This window comes from Methylomonas sp. MED-D (genome assembly GCF_050276835.1).
Taxonomy (GTDB): Bacteria; Pseudomonadota; Gammaproteobacteria; order Methylococcales; family Methylomonadaceae; genus Methylomonas; species Methylomonas koyamae_A.
Genome location: NZ_CP189965.1, coordinates 639,627 through 655,732, shown reverse-complemented (window position 1 = coordinate 655,732; position 16,106 = coordinate 639,627). Strand labels below are relative to the sequence as shown.

11 protein-coding genes are annotated in these 16,106 nt (G+C 58.6%); 8 read left to right on the top strand and 3 right to left on the bottom strand.

The genetic code is table 11. The features are described from left to right. The first annotated feature begins 69 nt into the window (after positions 1-69). Positions 70-534, top strand: a complete 465-nt coding sequence (locus ACQE3E_RS02895; RefSeq protein ID WP_313729142.1) for a hypothetical protein — start codon at positions 70-72, stop codon at positions 532-534. A 38-nt stretch (positions 535-572) separates the two neighbouring features. Here ACQE3E_RS02895 and ACQE3E_RS02890 read toward each other — a convergent pair whose 3' ends face one another. Together ACQE3E_RS02890 and ACQE3E_RS02885 are read right to left on the bottom strand one after the other, a co-directional pair. Then, the gene (locus tag ACQE3E_RS02890) at positions 573-1,913 is read right to left on the bottom strand and encodes a sigma-54-dependent transcriptional regulator (RefSeq protein ID WP_313729143.1); all 1,341 of its coding nucleotides are present in this window, start codon (positions 1,911-1,913) and stop codon (positions 573-575) included. Beyond that, positions 1,910-3,535 (bottom strand): sensor histidine kinase, encoded by a 1,626-nt coding sequence (locus ACQE3E_RS02885; protein ID WP_313729144.1) that lies wholly within the window; start codon positions 3,533-3,535, stop codon positions 1,910-1,912. The genes ACQE3E_RS02890 and ACQE3E_RS02885 overlap by 4 nt, the downstream gene beginning before the upstream one ends. A gap of 127 nt (positions 3,536-3,662) precedes the next feature. Here ACQE3E_RS02885 and sucC point away from each other — a divergent pair, with 127 nt between their 5' ends. From sucC to ACQE3E_RS02860, 5 genes are all read left to right on the top strand, one after another. After that, positions 3,663-4,832 (top strand): ADP-forming succinate--CoA ligase subunit beta, encoded by a 1,170-nt coding sequence (gene sucC, locus ACQE3E_RS02880; protein WP_064031615.1) that lies wholly within the window; start codon positions 3,663-3,665, stop codon positions 4,830-4,832. Continuing rightward, entirely contained in the window at positions 4,832-5,704 is an 873-nt protein-coding gene (gene sucD / locus ACQE3E_RS02875; protein WP_313729145.1) for a succinate--CoA ligase subunit alpha, read from the top strand. Before sucC ends, sucD begins: the two co-directional genes overlap by 1 nt. A gap of 3 nt (positions 5,705-5,707) precedes the next feature. Then, positions 5,708-7,354, top strand: coding sequence for an NAD+ synthase (locus ACQE3E_RS02870; RefSeq protein WP_313729146.1), 1,647 nt, complete (start codon positions 5,708-5,710; stop codon positions 7,352-7,354). Between the two features lie 3 nt (positions 7,355-7,357). Continuing rightward, positions 7,358-8,485 (top strand): hypothetical protein, encoded by a 1,128-nt coding sequence (locus ACQE3E_RS02865; protein ID WP_064031618.1) that lies wholly within the window; start codon positions 7,358-7,360, stop codon positions 8,483-8,485. Between the two features lie 222 nt (positions 8,486-8,707). Further along, positions 8,708-10,807, top strand: a complete 2,100-nt coding sequence (locus ACQE3E_RS02860) for a putative bifunctional diguanylate cyclase/phosphodiesterase (protein WP_427501206.1) — start codon at positions 8,708-8,710, stop codon at positions 10,805-10,807. Positions 10,808-10,809: 2 nt separating this feature from the next. On the opposite strand, the gene ACQE3E_RS02855 is transcribed toward ACQE3E_RS02860, so the two are convergent. Further along, positions 10,810-14,283 carry a hypothetical protein gene (locus ACQE3E_RS02855; protein WP_427501205.1) on the bottom strand — a complete coding sequence of 1,158 codons (3,474 nt, stop codon included), beginning with the start codon at positions 14,281-14,283 and terminating at the stop codon, positions 10,810-10,812. Between the two features lie 288 nt (positions 14,284-14,571). Here ACQE3E_RS02855 and ACQE3E_RS02850 point away from each other — a divergent pair, with 288 nt between their 5' ends. Continuing rightward, entirely contained in the window at positions 14,572-15,084 is a 513-nt protein-coding gene (locus tag ACQE3E_RS02850) for an RNA polymerase sigma factor (protein WP_313729149.1), read from the top strand. An 8-nt stretch (positions 15,085-15,092) separates the two neighbouring features. Beyond that, positions 15,093-16,046: a FecR family protein gene (locus ACQE3E_RS02845; protein WP_313729151.1), complete on the top strand. Its 954-nt coding sequence runs from the start codon at positions 15,093-15,095 to the stop codon at positions 16,044-16,046. Positions 16,047-16,106: the final 60 nt, after the last annotated feature.

Genomic DNA, 16,106 nt, shown 5'->3' with positions numbered 1-16,106 from the left:
GGCCGGCGTCTACAATTGTCATCACATTGTTCTTAAACCAAAAAATAATATTTACAAAGGGGAAGGGTTATGGCCGAACTGTTATTCATCGCGACCACGATATTTGTCGCTTACGTCGTCTTTGTGGTCATGGGCGATAAAAATCCCAAGCCGAGCGCCGCCAAACCGGAAGCGGCGATAACGCCGGCGCCGGAACCCACGGCCAGTCAAGCCGAACCGACACCCCCGCCGCCAGCCCCCGCCGCAAAACCCGCGACACCCCGTCCTTCCACCCGCAAAACCGCCGCCAAGCCGGCCGCGCCAGCCCAAGCCGCCGCACCGACCGCCACTGCCGACAGCGTCAAAAATCCGAAAACAGGCGAAGTCGCGAAAATTTCCGGCAACTATGCCTTTGCCAAGCGCTGGATCAAGGATGCGCTGGTTGAGGAAGGCTTGCTCGACAAAGTCTATAAAAACAACGAACTGGACGAAGCCGCGACAACCAAAATCCAGGCCGCGCTACAGCAACTGGCCGCCATGGACAAGTACCGCTAACGCAACCCGCTTCTCGGCAGCCGATCCGGCTGCCGCAATCACTCCAGTCCCAGCTTTTTCAGCCGATACCGCAACGAACGGAAGGTCAAGCCCAGTTGCTTGGCGGTCGCGGTTTTATTCCAACGATTTTCTTCCAACGCACTGCTCAGCGCTTTCTTTTCGATGCCCTCCAAATAGCTTTCGAGCGACATCTTTTGCGCGTCGAAATCCTCGGCCGCGGCAGCCTCCAGCCCCAACGGCAAATTCAAATCGTCAACATCGATCAGATTGCCCTCGTGCAAGGCCAACGCTCGCTCGAGAATGTTTTCCAATTCCCGCACATTGCCTGGAAAGCAGTACCCCTTTAGCGCTCGCCAAGCCGCATCGCTCAGATCGGGAATTGCCGTGCCGTTGGCGGCGGCTAACTTGGTCAGTAAGTGGCGGGTCAATTGCGGAATATCGACTTCCCTGGCCCGCAGCGGCGGCAAATTCAGTTCGATGACATTGATCCGGTAATACAAATCCTGCCGAAACGCCCCTTCCTGGACCATTTTCGCCAAGTCCTTATGCGTGGCACTCAGCAAGCGCACGTCAACCGGGACTTCGCGTTGCTCGCCAACCGGCCGGACCTTCTTTTCCTGGATGGCTCGCAACAATTTGACTTGCAACGGCAACGGCAAATCGGCGACTTCGTCGAGAAACAGCGTGCCGCCTTCGGCAGCCTGAAACAAACCTTGCTTGTCGCTGACCGCGCCGGTAAAGCTGCCTTTTTTATGACCGAAGAACTCGCTTTCCATTAACTCCAGCGGAATCGCGCCGCAATTGATCGCGACAAAGGGCTGCGCGCCGCGCGGGCTTTGCTGATGAATCAAGCGCGCCACCAATTCCTTGCCGGAACCGGACTCACCGCTGATGTAGACCGGCGCCTGATTGCGCGCCACCTTCTCGATTTTCGAGCGTATCGCCCGCATCGGTACCGAATCGCCCAACAACACATCGCGAGTGCGGCGCTCTTTTTCGGCCGCCCGCCCTTGCGAGGCTTGCAACGCATGGTTGACCAGCTGCCGCAACACCGCCAAATCGACCGGCTTGGATAGGAAGTCGAAAGCCCCTTTTTTCATGGCCTTGATGGCGATATCCATATTGCCGTGCGCGGTAATCACCGCCACCGGCAACGGCAGACCGCAGGCTTGGATGTGGTCGACCAGTTCCAAACCGTCGCCGTCCGGTAATTTCATATCGGTCAAACACAGATCGAAACGTTGATTGGCCAGCAATTGCTTGGCCCCGGCCAAATCAGCCGCGCAGCGGGTTTGAATGTCCATTCGGTTCAGCGTGATTTCCAGCAATTCCCGAATGTCGGGCTCGTCGTCGACAACCAGCGTGACGGGTGGGCTCATATTTCTATCACCGTGTTTTCCGCGTTAGCCAGCGCCAGCACGAAGCAGGATTTTCCGCCATCCTGAACGTAGCCGAGATCGGCCTGATTCAGTTCCGCGAGCGCTTTGGAAATGTACAAACCTAACCCGGTGCCTTTGTGCGAGGTCGTGAAAAACGGCTCGAACAAATGCGTCAGATGTTCACCGCCGATGCCGGGACCGTTGTCGATCACTTTGATCGTCGGCTGTTCGTCGACCAGATCGACCACAACCCGGATTTTCCCCGCTTCCGGCCTGCCGTACTGCAGTGCGTTGGCGCACAAATTATCCAGAATTTGTTTCAAATGGCCGTCGTCGATGCAAGCCGTCAAGCCCGTCCTGACAAACGCCAGCGCGAACGCATCTGCGCGTCCGCCCAAATCGAATTTCTGCTCGCTGAAATAAGCCGTCAACCAAGCGTCCAGATTGATTTTTTGCTTATGGCTGAAGTGGCGGCGGGACAACTTCAAAATATCCTCGATAATACAGTTCACCCGTTGACAGTGGTTCTGAATGATCTCGGTTAACCGCACTTCCTGGGCGGGCAAGCCTGGCGCCTCGGACAACAACTGTCCTGCGTGGCTGATTGCGCTAAGCGGGTTGCGAATCTCGTGGGCGATGCTGGCGGTCAAGCGACCCAGCGAAGCCAGCTTGCTTTGCTGCAAGCGTTGGTTATACAAAGCGATATCCTCGATGATCAACAGATACAAAGCCTCGCCGTCCATCGATAACACGGAAAACCGTACCTGAATTTCCCTGTCGCCGGACAAATGCAAGATGGCAAAATCCTGCTCGGGGTTGTCGCGCCATAAGCCGAAGGCTTCTTGCAAGGGAGCCGCCAAGTCCGCCAATGTCGGCGGAATATCCGCCAGATCCAATAACCGCAGCGCCGACTGATTGGCTAATTGCAGCATTCGCTCACCATCCACGATCAAAATTCCGGATTGCAAATGCTGAATAATGTAGCGATTCAAGCCTTCCAAGCGAGCGATAGTCTGTGCTTGCTGTTGCGCCAGAATCGCCGACTGCTCGGCGCGCTGAGCCAGAATCACCGAGAGGAACGCAATCGAGAAAAACGAAATGCCCAGCATGCCGGAATAGGTCAGCGTCACCGGCTCGAAACTGCGCGTCTGAATCGCGTAAACCTGCTCGGCCAACACCGCCAGACTAGCCAGCGCCGCGAACAAGATCGCGCAACGGCCGCCGATCAATAGCCCGCCGGCGGCGATCGAAATCGCCAACAACATGCCGATGCCGCTGGCGATGCCGCCGCTGGCATGCATCATCAACGTGATAAAGACAATATCGGTGAAGATAAACATCTGCGCCAGCATCGCGTAACCGAAGCGATGCCTGAGCGTGATCGGCGCGGCAACCACGGAAATCGCAAGGTATCCGAGACTAGCGAACTGGTACAATGTGTTGTCGTAGGTGCCCAGCGTCGATGCGCCGAACCGTAAATAAAACAGCATCACGAACAAACTGCCGGCCATGAAGCGATAGATGGCGAATATCTTCAGCATCAGCCATGCTTGCCGCTCGGGTATGCCGTAACCTCGGGAAAACGGACAAGGGTAATAGGTATGGGTTTGACCGGGAGGCATGCCGTCTCTGTCAGCGGGTTTCAGTTAGAATGAAGATGGCTTTCATCATAGCATTAAGTCGGCGGAGGACCTGCCCGGCGGCTAGTCTTATAGTGACGGCGGCAATCAACGTGAATCGGAGCGGGACATGAATATCCACGAATACCAGGCGAAACAACTGTTTACCGTGTACGGTGTACCGGTGCCGAAAGGCGATATCGCGGAGTGCGCCGCGAACGCCGCCAAGGTCGCCGAACAATTGGGCGGCGATGCCTGGGTCGTCAAGGCGCAAATCCATGCCGGCGCGCGCGGCAAGGCCGGCGGCGTCAAGCTGGCCCGCGATGCCCGCGAAGTCGCCGAGCACGCCGCCGAAATGCTGGGAAAACGCTTGGTCACTCATCAAACCGACGCCTTCGGACTGCCGGTCAACTGCGTCTGGGTCGAAGAGGCATCCGCGATCAAAAACGAATTTTATTTGAGCCTCTTGCTGGATCGGGAAAGCGAGCGCCTGTTGTTTGTCGCCTCGGCGGCCGGCGGCATGGACATCGAAGCCGTCGCCGCCGAAACGCCCGAGAAGATCGTCCGTATTCCGGTGCACCCCGCCGCCGGCCTGCAAGCCTATCAGGGCCGGCAAATCGGCGCGGCGCTCGGCTTGGGCAAAGAGCAACAGGTGCAATTGCCGGCCATCCTGAACGGCATGTACGAACTGTTCCTAAGCAAGGATTGCAGCCAGATCGAAATCAATCCGCTGATAGAAACCGAAGACGGCAAACTGCTGGCGCTGGACGGCAAAATCAATTTCGACGACAACGCCCTGGCCTTGCATCCCGACATCGCCGCGCTGCGCGACGCCAGCCAGGAAGACCCCAAGGAAGCAGAGGCCAAGCAATTCGATCTGAATTACATCACCTTGGGCGGCAATATCGGTTGCATGGTCAACGGCGCCGGCCTGGCGATGGCAACCATGGACATGGTCAAACTCAAAGGCGGCGCGCCGGCCAATTTCCTGGACGTCGGCGGCGGTACCAACAAGGACAAGGTCAAGGAAGCCTTCAAGCTGATCCTGTCCGACGGCACCGTCAAAGCCGTGCTGGTCAATATCTTCGGCGGCATCGTCAAATGCGACGTGATCGCGGCCGGCATTCTGGCGGCGGTCGAGGACATGCATCTGACGATTCCAGTCGTGGTCCGCCTGGAGGGCACCAACGTCGAGCAGGGCTTGGCCATGCTGAAAAACTCCGGCCTGGGACTGACGCCCGCCGAGGATTTGAATCAAGCCGCCGAATTGGCGGTGAAACTGGCTCAAGAGGTGGCCTAATGTCTATTCTGATAGCCAAACACACCAAAGTCATCTGCCAGGGCTTCACCGGTAAACAAGGTACTTTCCACTCCGAACAGGCGCTAGCCTACGGCACCCAACTGGTCGGCGGCGTCACGCCGGGCCGGGGCGGCTCCAGCCATCTGAATTTGCCGGTATTCGACACGGTCCAGCAAGCCGTCAAGGCCACCGGCGCCAGTGCGACGATGATTTACGTGCCGCCGTTTTTCGCGGCCGACGCGATCCTGGAAGCGGTCGACGCCGGCATAGCATTGATCGTCTGCATCACCGAAGGTATCCCGGTGTTGCAAATGCTGAAAGTCAAGGCGGCGATGCAAGGCACGCAATCCTTGCTGGTCGGCCCGAACTGCCCCGGCGTGATCACACCCGGCCAATGCAAGATCGGCATCATGCCCGGCCATATTCATCAGCCCGGCAAGATCGGCATCGTCTCTCGCTCCGGCACCCTGACTTACGAGGCCGTCCACCAAACCACCCGCGAAGGCCTCGGCCAAAGCACCTGCGTCGGCATCGGCGGCGACCCGATCCACGGCATGAACTTCATCGACGTATTAAGCCGCTTTCAAGACGACCCGCAAACCGAGGGCATCGTCATGGTCGGCGAGATCGGCGGTAGCGACGAAGAACAAGCGGCGGAATTCATCAAGGCCCACGTCACCAAACCGGTGGTCGGTTATATCGCCGGCCAAACCGCGCCGCCCGGCAAACGCATGGGCCACGCCGGCGCCATCATCACCGGCGGCGCGGGCACCGCGAAAGGCAAGATCGCGGCGATGCAGGCGGCCGGCGTGACCATGGTCAGCTCGCCGTCGGACATCGGCGCGGCAATGCGCGGCTGTATCGCCCGGTAATCGATGACTCTAACCATCGCCCTGGCTCAACTGAATTTCACGGTCGCCGACATTTCCGGCAACGTCGAAAAAATCCTGTCCGCCGTCGAGCAAGCCAAACACCAACACGCCGATGTAATCGTTTTCCCGGAGCTGTGCGTGACCGGCTACCCGCCGGAGGACTTGCTGTTGCGCGGCGATTTTTTGGCCCAGACCGAACGCGGTCTGACCCGGCTGCTGCGAGACATCCAGGGCATTACCGCCGTAATCGGCTACCCGAGCCGGCAAGGCGAGACGCTCTACAACGCCGCCGCCGCGTTGCGGGATGGCGCGATCGTCGCCGAATACCACAAACTCGCCCTGCCTAACTACGGCGTCTTCGACGAGCAACGCTATTTCGAGGCTGGCCGGCAAACCTGTCTTTTCGAAGTCAAGACCACGAAACTGGCGCTGACCATTTGCGAGGACATCTGGCGCGACGGCATCATCGCCGCCAATCGCGACGCCGGCGCCGACATCATCCTGACCCTGAATGCTTCGCCGTTCCACGCCGGCAAGATGCAGCAACGCGAAACCATCATTTGCAGCCAAGTTCGCGCGGCGGGCATTCCGTTGGTCTATGTTAATCAAATCGGCGGCCAGGACGAATTGGTCTTCGACGGCGCCTCCTTCGTCGCCGATCGCGATGGCGAGATTGTCTATCGCGCCGCCGAATTCGAGGAGCAACTCGATCTCGTCGAGTTCAACGGCTCGCGGCCGGCCAAAACCGGCATCGTCGCTCTCTACCAGCCGGTGGTCAGCGAATACAAGGCACTGGTGCTCGGCATTCGGGATTACGTGCGCAAGAACGGCTTCCAAGGTGCGATCCTAGGGCTATCGGGCGGCATAGACTCGGCACTGGTTCTGGCATTGGCGGTGGACGCGTTGGGCGCGGATAGGGTCGAATGCGTCCTGATGCCGTCGCGTTATACCCAAGACATCAGCAACGAAGATGCCGAGCTGGAAGCCAAGGCGCTCGGCGTCAGGCATCACGTGATCCCGATCGAACCGGCCGTCTCCGCGTTCAACGCCATGCTGGCGCCGCTGTTTGCCGGTTCCAAGACCGACACCACCGAGGAAAACATCCAAGCCCGCTGCCGAGGCGTTTTGCTGATGGCGCTGTCCAACAAACAAGGCAAACTGTTGTTGACCACCGGCAATAAAAGCGAAATGAGCGTAGGCTATGCCACGCTCTACGGCGACATGGCCGGCGGCTTCGCGCCGCTCAAGGATGTCTCTAAATTATTGGTTTACCAACTGGCCGAATACCGCAACACGCTGACGCCGGTGATTCCGGAACGGGTGATTAGCCGGCCGCCGTCGGCGGAATTGGCGCCGGACCAGAAAGACGAAGATTCGCTGCCGCCCTATTCCGTACTCGACCCGATCTTGGCGCTGTACATCGAGCGGGATCAATCGGCCGCCGACATCGTCGAGCTAGGCTATCCGCGCGAGGCGGTCGAACGCGCGATTTCGCTGGTCGATCGCAACGAATACAAACGCCGGCAATCGCCGCCCGGCATCCGCATTACCCCTCGCGCCTTCGGCCGGGATCGGCGTTATCCGATTTCGTCGGCCTACCGGGGCATTTCCGAACTCAACCCAACCGCGCAAGACAACGTTACGGAGTAAATCATGTCAACCCTGCGTACCCTGTTATTCACCGGCGGCCTGCTGCTGACGGCGCAAGCCGCCCAGGCTCGCGAGATCAACGTACCGGTGCCGATGGAATACGGCCTGATCAGAAGCGTACTGGTCAACCAGCTTTACACCGGCGCCGGCGAAACCGCACGCGTCTGGAAGGACGGCAAGCAATGCAGTTTTTTGGATTTGTCCCAGCCGCAAATCGGCGGCGAGGACGGCTTGGTCAAAATCGAAAACCACGTGCAGGCCAAGATCGGCACCGCGCTCGGCAACAAATGCATGACCATCGTCGAATGGTCCGGCATTCTGCAAACCTTTCAACAGCCCACGCTGGATTCGACCGGTAACGTGCTGTCGTTTCCGGTCACTCGCACCCAGGCCTACGACGGCAACGGTCAAGCGCTGAACATCGACCAATTGCTGTCGCTGATTAAAAAAGCCGCCGAACCGAAACTGGCCTCACTAAAAATCGACCTGAACCGGGCTCGCCCGGACATCGCCAAATCGCTGCTGCCGTTTATCTCGGCGGAGCACAGCGAAGACTGGCACGACGCGGTCAACAGTCTACGTTTCAACCAAGCCAAGGCCGACGCCAAGGGCTTGTTGCTAGGTGTCGGCTACACGGCCAACGACCGGAAAAGCGACGGGATCAAGTCGTCGCCGGTATTGACCGAAACCGAACTCGCGCAATGGCGGCAACTCTGGCAAAACTGGCAAGGCTCGGTCGAGCAAGCCATCGAACGCACCAAACTGACCGCCGCCGACGAATCGGCCAAGGCCACGATGCGCGAGGTTTTGGAAAAGGCCGGCAGCGCGTTCGAACAAGGTCTGACCGGCGAATACGTGGCGGAAAACGATCCGGTACGGAAATTTTTCAACAGCTCGTGGGACAAACTGGCACCGCTGCTGCGCTTGGCGTCCACGCAACTGCCGGGCGGCGAGAACTTGCGCTACGTGACGCTGGTGGCCGCGACCGACCTGATGTACGAACTGGAATCGATAGGCTCGCCGCTCGGCCTGGAAGTCTCGTCCAACGGACTGCGTAAACTGGCGCGTTCGTTGATCGCCCAGGAATTTCCGAAAACCAAAACCAAGGGCAAACGCAAACATCAACAGTAGGAACCGTCCCGCCGCGCGCTGGCTTTGTCGGCAACGCGCGGCACGGAGTCAAAGCCCAGACACGACATAACGGGCCGGCTGCCGCCGGCCTGAAACCCGCACTGCTACAAAACTGTTTTATTGCAAGGGATTTTGCGCTAAATTCGCGCGTCATCCCGGCTTCGGGAGTAACGCCTTTTCGGTCCGGCGGCCGATTGCCGGAGCGTTGTTTTCGGGAGCGCCATGCACGAATCACAGCCCCATTTGTTCGATATGCAGGCTTACATGCCGCACGGCCAATGTTACTTATGGCAAAGCGACTTGCTGTTGTTGCATACCGTGTCCGACGCGCTGATCGTGCTGTCTTACTACTCCATTCCGTTCGCGATGGTGTATGTGTTAAAGCGCCGCCAGGACATACAATTCGGCTGGGTATACTGGCTATTCGGTCTGTTTATCTTCCTATGCGGCACCACCCATTTGCTGAGTATCTGGAACGTTTGGGTACCTGATTATTGGGCGTCGGGACTGGTCAAACTGGCTACCGCCGCGGCTTCGTTGACCACGGCGGTCTTAATCTGGCCGCTGATCCCGAAAATTCTGGCGATACCCAGCCAAAGCCAACTGATGGCCGCCAACGCTGCGCTGGCCAAGGAAATCGACAATCACCGTAAGACCGAACGCGAACTGCGCAAGCTGTCTTTGGCGATGCAATACAGTTCCAGCATGGTCATCATCACCGACCACCAGGCCAAGGTCGAATACTGCAATCCGGCATTTTATCGGATCACCGGATTTACCGAACAAGAAGTGATCGGCCACAAAGCCAATTTATTGAAATCCGATCTGACCGCCAACGAAATCTACGACGAATTGTGGCAAACCCTGAATGCCGGCCAGGACTGGCACGGCGAATTCCTGAACCGCAAGAAAAACGGCGACTTATTCTGGTGTCTGGAGTCGATCACGCCGATTCTGGACGACGATAACGCCATCAGCCACTTTGTCTCCATCATCCACGACATTAGCGACCGCAAGGATTCGGAAGAAATCATCAAGCATCTAGCTTATTTCGACCCGCTGACGGACTTGCCCAACCGCGCCCTGTTCAACGAACGGCTGGCGCAATCTATTAGTCAGGCGCGCCGGCATCGCACCGAGTTCGCGTTGCTCTACATGGATTTGGACCGATTTAAGAATATCAACGACACGCTGGGGCATCTGGTCGGCGACAAACTGTTGATCGAAGTCGGCAAGCGCGTCACCGCTTGCTTGCGCGAGCACGAAACCGTGGCCCGCCTGGGCGGTGACGAATTCGCGATCATCGGACTAAATCTGCGCACCGCCACCGATGCCGGCGAAATCGCTCGGCGGGTGATCGAGCAAGTCAACCAAGCATTTTTTATCGACGACCACCAATTGTTTATCGGTACCAGTCTGGGCATCGGGGTGTATCCGGCCGACGGGGAAAACAGCGAAACCTTGATCAAACACGCCGACGACGCGCTCTACCAGGCCAAACAGCGCGGCCGCAATAAATTCGAATTCTACGACGCGTCGGCCAACGCCCTGTCCTTGCGGCGCGTGACGCTGGAGCAGCATTTGCATCAGGCGCTGGCCCGGGGCGAATTCGAATTGCGCTATCTGCCGCTAGTAGCCTTGCCCGGCGGCGCGCCGGTCGGGGTCGAAGTGTTGTTGCGCTGGCACCCGGACATCGGCGAGGTTCAACCGGACGAATTCATTCCCATCGCCGAAGACAGCGGCCTGATCGTCGAGATCGGCACTTGGGTATTGCGTACCGCCTGCCGCGACATTCTAACCTTGCCGGCCGCGGCCGGCTTGACGCTGGCGTTCAATCTGTCGTCACGCCAGTTCAAGCAACCCGACCTGATGAATCGCATCGACGCGATACTGGCGGAAACCGGTTTCCCGGCCAGCCGCCTGGCATTCGAAATGACCGAAAACATGTTGATGGACAATTTGGACGCGGCGATCGCGCAAATGCGGGCGATGAAAAGCCGCGGCATGCGCCTGAGCATCGACGACTTCGGCACCGGTTTCTCGTCGCTGAATAATTTGCGTCAGCTGCCGATCGACACGCTGAAAATCGATAAGTCCTTCATCGACGACCTCCACGCGGAAACCGGCGACGCCTGTATCGTCCGTTCCATCGTCGGTTTGGCGCACGGCATCCATTTGCAGGTGGTCGCCGAGGGCGTCGAAAACGAGCGGCAAACCGCTATGCTAGGCGCGCTAGATTGCGATCTGGCGCAAGGCTTTCACTTCAGCACGCCGTTGAACCTGGCGGAACTCCGCGGCTACCTGGAAACCGGCGGGCCTTAAGCCTAGCCCGCAGCATAAGGTCCAAGCGGATCGGCACCCAGCGTGCCGACCAGCGTTTGCGGATAATCCTCCGCCGACACCGCCAGCAAGCGGGTCTTCGCCCGTTGCAAGCGCTCGACCAAATTCAATTCCGCCGCCGGCGCCTGGTGTCCGCTGGCGTTCAAAAAGGTTTGCAAATAATCGACATGACCCTGCCAAAGTGCAATGTCTCGCTGTTGTTTAATACTCAGCCGCTCGCGGTACCAATCGGAAGCCAACAAAGCCTCGCGGCCAAACATGGCTCGGATTTGCGGATGACTGGCGTCCATCCCCTGGTAATATCCGTCGGCCATGATATGCAGCAAGGCGAACAGAGGCGGGCAAGCGTCTTGAATGCTGCCATCCTCGAAATACTGCCGGGCCACCCGCTGCTGGGTATCGACGATATTGTTAACCCCTTCCACAAACACCGCCAGACTCTGCCGTTCGGGTTGCAAAATCTCGTCGGTGAACACCGCGTAAGGATTATCGAAAATCTTGCCCATCAAGCCATGCACGAAGTGACTGGTAATCCGATAACCCAAACGGCTGGCCAACACCTTGCGCCCTTGGTATTCGAAATCCCGCACCGCTTCCAGGTAGCCATGCTGGATCAGATAGTCCGGCCGGCGCTCGCGCGGCGGCAAGCGCGCCCAGATTTCCGGGATCAACAGGCTGATGTCGTGATCGACTCGGGTATCCGGCCCGATGAAACCGGCCGAACTGGAAAAGCCCGGATAGTCGGTCAGGATGAACGATACCAAGGCATTGTTCAGATCGGCTGTCGGACGCAACGCGTTAAACGGTCCCTTGGTCAAAGCGCCTTCGCTACCGGCGCCGGTCATGGAGGGCGACTTGCCGGTCAACGAACAGATAAAGTCCATGAACAATTCCGGCAATTCCTGATAATGAATCGGGTTGTAAACCGCCAGAGGGCGAATGCCGGGTTCCGGCGGATTGTTGCGCCGCCCGGTCAATACCGCGTCGACTGGATGGCATAACGGCTCCGACAACGGAATCTTGCGGTGCAGGCGGGCGCCGATTTCGGCGATGTATTTGCGAATCGGGTTGACGATGTCGGCGCGAGTTTCCAGATAGCGCGGGTTCTTGGACGGTTTGCCGTCGACCAAGCGCGGATGCGCCGACGACACAACGAAACCGTTGGCGTCGCGGTAGGCTTGGTTCAACAGAGTCCGCATCGCCGGCGTGAAACGCGAGAACGTCGTCACATCCTCGACGACCGCCGCCAGCTTGGCGCGATCGAGCGGTTCGAAGTTGGCGATGAAATTGCCCGGCGCGGCCATATTGGCCTCGGTTTGCTTGTCGTAGCCGGGAATGATCGCGTCGTCGGGCCGTTGAAACAGCCGATATTCGCAGTTGCTGACCAATTTGATGCTATGCGGGTAGTCGGTCAGCGGCAACCAAGCCTTGATCCGGTCGGCGGGCACCACCACCGAGGCGGTGATGTCGTCTTCCATCTGCACTTTCTCGGCGGCGATGTAATCCTGACGGACCTTGAAGGTGCGCCAGCCGCCCTCCTGATCGAAACCGACCCGCAAATAGGTGGCTACGATTTTGCGCTGATCCAGTTTCAACTCGTGGCCCGGCGCGCCGTCGATCACGTCCACCGACAAATGGTCGCGCCAGCGGCTTTCCCATTCACTGCGATAAAAGCGTTTAATCAAGAATACCAACGCGAAAATACTGGGCGGAATCGACTTCAACCAAGCGTTGAACTCCGGCGTGTAATAAGGCGACGGGGTCAGCAATTTGATGACAGACCCGAGACTGCGTTCGTCGCTGAGTATTGGTCTGGCCGGATCGCGATCTTCATGCTCGTGACCGGGCAGAAAGCGCCCGCTCCGGTAATCCCTGTCGAAGATCGCTTGGACCCGATCCAGGTCGTTCTGCAAGTCGTCGACGAATAGCGGACCGTAGATTACCGCATCTTCGATGGACTTAGAGATTTCCGACTTGCCGCCGCCAGACACGGTGCACGGTTTGTGGCAGAACGTGCCTTCGGCGACGGTGCCGACCAAGCGCCAGGACGGCGCGCCGGGATGTTTGCACATCTCGATTTTATAGCCGTTAGGCTGAATATAAATCTTGCCGGGCTGCAAGCGGATACCGTGACTTTGGCCGTTGCGTACCCAACTGATTTTCTGAGTGCTCAAGTTCATCCGCAAATCTTGCGGCACGTAGACGATGTCCGGGTACTGCCGGTCGATCGCGTAGCCTTCCGGCCGGATGTCCATGATGGCGCCGTAGCGGTAAGCCATGTCGTCGAAGTCGTAACCCGGCTCACGCGTCAGACTGCCGATGCCGAATTCGTCGCCGTGATTGAAGCGGCGAAACGCTAGTGCGCCGCCGGCGTGTTCTTCCTCGGCCAACCCGTAGAGGTTGGCGGCATAGCTGATCTGGGTTTTGACTTCCTTCTTGCAATAACCGTAATAGTTGTCGGCCAACAAGGTAACGATAACGCCGGAGCGGTCGCGGGCGGTTAGCTTGAAGGCCTGACCGTCGTTGTAGAGTTCGTCGGGGGTTTGCCAGCACATGCCGTCGGCGCGCTGCCGATCGGTCGCCGCTTCCCAATTCGGCAAACCGACTTGCTGCTTGGTCAGTTTGGCCAGATGCGGCGCCAATATCACGCAACCGCTGTGACCGCTCCAATGGTCCACGTCCAGCCCCGCGTCGCACTCAGGCAAGGCCGGATTGCCGCCGTTGCCGAAAATGCTTTCGACGAAATCCAGATTGCTGACCAAATTGCCGGGCGCGAAGAAGCGAATCTCCATCGTTTTTTCGGCCGACACGCCGGGAATCTCCGGACATACGACCGGCCGCAACAGCAGCGATGCGAACATCCGCGCCGGTCTGGCCTGCTTGGCGGTAAACGGCAACGTCAACATGTCGGCCGGTGGTTTCAGCGCTTCCGCCAACATCAGCGCAAACGTCAATTTTGGGACTTGCTTCTTGTCGCCCGGCACCGGCAGGCCGCCATCCGCGATGTGAAAGGAGCCTTTAGTGGTACGACGATCGCTGGCCGGATTGTGCAAAACCCCTTGCTTGACCCGAAAACTGGACACGATTTCCGAGCGGAATTCGTCCTCGCCGATCGGCAGCGACAACTCGCGAGCGACGCCGTGGCGATCCAGTTCGAAGGTCATCGTGGGCAAGCTCGGCATCGCCGGCAAATTCAAGTCTGCGCAATAGCGATCGAGGAAGTCCTGAATCCGCCGGTCGGCCGGGTACAACGACGAACTGGCCAACAGCCGACTCTTCTCCAAGTAGCTATTCAGCAAGTCCTGAGCGGTGTCCATGAAACGCACCGAGGCGGCGTCGACACAGATCGGCTGCCCGCAAGAAGCCAATTTCAGGTTGATATAGAGATGTAGTTGCTGCCTGGCCGCCGTTTCGTCCGGCTCGACCGCTCCCAACCCCAGTGCTCTCGCTAAGTCCATGGTTGCCCCCGCTGCTTGTCAATGGTGGCGGCATCATAGCGGAAAGCGAAGGATTAGGGCAGCGGAAGCGATCGCCCCTATAGATGCCGACCGAATCGCGGCCGCCGGCAAAATACGGCATTTCCCACACCCCGCTAGGTCATTTGCCGCAGTTTTTCCGCGCCGACGCCACTCCGGCTCTTCCCCAAAAAGACTTCGATCCAGAAACGACAAGCCTTAACAGGAAACTGGCATATTGATTGCGGATTTCTAGGGTTTTATCCGCCAAGTTTGCCGCGGAGGCAGCCCATGACCGCCATCACGTTACACCAGCAGCAAATCGTCGAATTGTTTCGCGACCACCGAGACACCGTGGTCGCCTATTTGCTACAGCGGGTTAATTGCCCGGATACTGCTCAGGATCTCAGTCAAGAAACCTATTTACGCTTGCTGCGCAAACACGAGCTCAGCCATGACGAAAACTTGACCGGCTATCTATTTCGCACAGCCGAGCGCCTCGCGATAGACTTTGTCCGTCAGAATCGCCGCCGGGAAATGCGCGAGACCATCATTGACGAAACCGTCCCCTGCCCTGCCAAGCAACCGGACGAATCTGCTATGCTTGGTCAACAGTGCCAACGCTTGCTGCAAGCCATCGCCGGACTGCCCGGCCAATGCCGCCACATTTTTCTGCTGCGCAAATTCGATGAACTCAGCTACCACGACATCGCCGAGCAACTGGGGATTTCGGAAAAGACGGTCCAGCGTCAATTGGTCAAGGCCATGTTGCACTGCCACCGGGCCTTGCTAGAAACCGGTTGAGGCCCGCTATGACTACCTCCGCCGAACAACAAAATCTGCTGAAGCAAGCGGCGACTTGGTTCGTGGAATTGCAATCGGAACATTGCACCGATCTACTGCGCCAACAGTTCGAAGACTGGTTGACTGAAAACCCCGCCCACAGCCAAGCGTATTTCGAAATCGAACAACTCTGGGGCGACATCGACACGCTGAAAGGCCGGGATGTCCCCGGCCTGAACGACGCTCGCGCCGCCGGCCGCCGCTCCTGGCGCAAAACCTCCGCACTGTTCAGCGCGCTGCTCGCCTGCGGATTGCTAGGCGGCGCCTGGTGGCAACACGCCAGCGCTCCTCAGGAGACCTACCAAACCGGCATCGGCGAACGCCGCACCGTCGTCCTCGGCGACGGATCGAGCATACAGCTGAATACCGCGACTCGCCTCGGCGTCAGAATGTCCTGGCTACGCCGGGAAGTCGAGCTGCAGCAGGGCGAGGCGCTGTTCGACATCGCGCATCGCACTTGGCAACCGTTCGGCGTTGCCGTCGGCGGGATTCGAATCAGCGACATAGGTACCGTATTCAACGTCCGGCGTAGCGCGGCGGGAACGGCGGTAGCAGTTCTGGAAGGCGAAGTGGAACTGCGCAAGGAATCCAGCTGGATCGGCCAGAACTTGCGCGCCGGTTTCAGCCGGCAAATCGACGCCAACGGCCGCTGGTTGCCAATCCAGCCCGCCACCCGCGAACGATCTCTCGCCTGGACGGACGGCCAGCTTTGGTTCGACCATACCCCGCTCGCCGATGTGACGGCGGAGTTGGAACGCTACCATCCGGTGCATTTCGTGTTGGCCGCCCCCGAACTGGCGCGCCAGACCGTCAGCGGCCGCTTCGATACCGACGATTTAAAACCGTTTTTGCTGGCGCTCGAAAAAATCCTGCCGGTTCGGGTACAACAGCAAAAACAGACCATCGTACTGCATCCGCGCTAAACCCTTTGCCAGACTGGATTTTTCCGGCACAAGCGCTTCGCTAGAGCTGTTCAAACATGG

Excerpts from the sequence above, each read along its gene's own strand:
- ACQE3E_RS02850 (WP_313729149.1), top strand. The coding sequence starts at position 14,572 with ATGACCGCCATCACGTTACACCAGCAGCAAATCGTCGAATTGTTTCGC.
- ACQE3E_RS02890 (WP_313729143.1), bottom strand. The coding sequence starts at position 1,913 with ATGAGCCCACCCGTCACGCTGGTTGTCGACGACGAGCCCGACATTCGG.
- ACQE3E_RS02865 (WP_064031618.1), top strand. The coding sequence starts at position 7,358 with ATGTCAACCCTGCGTACCCTGTTATTCACCGGCGGCCTGCTGCTGACG.
- ACQE3E_RS02885 (WP_313729144.1), bottom strand. The coding sequence starts at position 3,535 with ATGCCTCCCGGTCAAACCCATACCTATTACCCTTGTCCGTTTTCCCGA.
- sucD (WP_313729145.1), top strand. The coding sequence starts at position 4,832 with ATGTCTATTCTGATAGCCAAACACACCAAAGTCATCTGCCAGGGCTTC.
- ACQE3E_RS02845 (WP_313729151.1), top strand. The coding sequence starts at position 15,093 with ATGACTACCTCCGCCGAACAACAAAATCTGCTGAAGCAAGCGGCGACT.
- ACQE3E_RS02870 (WP_313729146.1), top strand. The coding sequence starts at position 5,708 with ATGACTCTAACCATCGCCCTGGCTCAACTGAATTTCACGGTCGCCGAC.
- sucC (WP_064031615.1), top strand. The coding sequence starts at position 3,663 with ATGAATATCCACGAATACCAGGCGAAACAACTGTTTACCGTGTACGGT.
- ACQE3E_RS02860 (WP_427501206.1), top strand. The coding sequence starts at position 8,708 with ATGCACGAATCACAGCCCCATTTGTTCGATATGCAGGCTTACATGCCG.
- ACQE3E_RS02855 (WP_427501205.1), bottom strand. The coding sequence starts at position 14,283 with ATGGACTTAGCGAGAGCACTGGGGTTGGGAGCGGTCGAGCCGGACGAA.
- ACQE3E_RS02895 (WP_313729142.1), top strand. The coding sequence starts at position 70 with ATGGCCGAACTGTTATTCATCGCGACCACGATATTTGTCGCTTACGTC.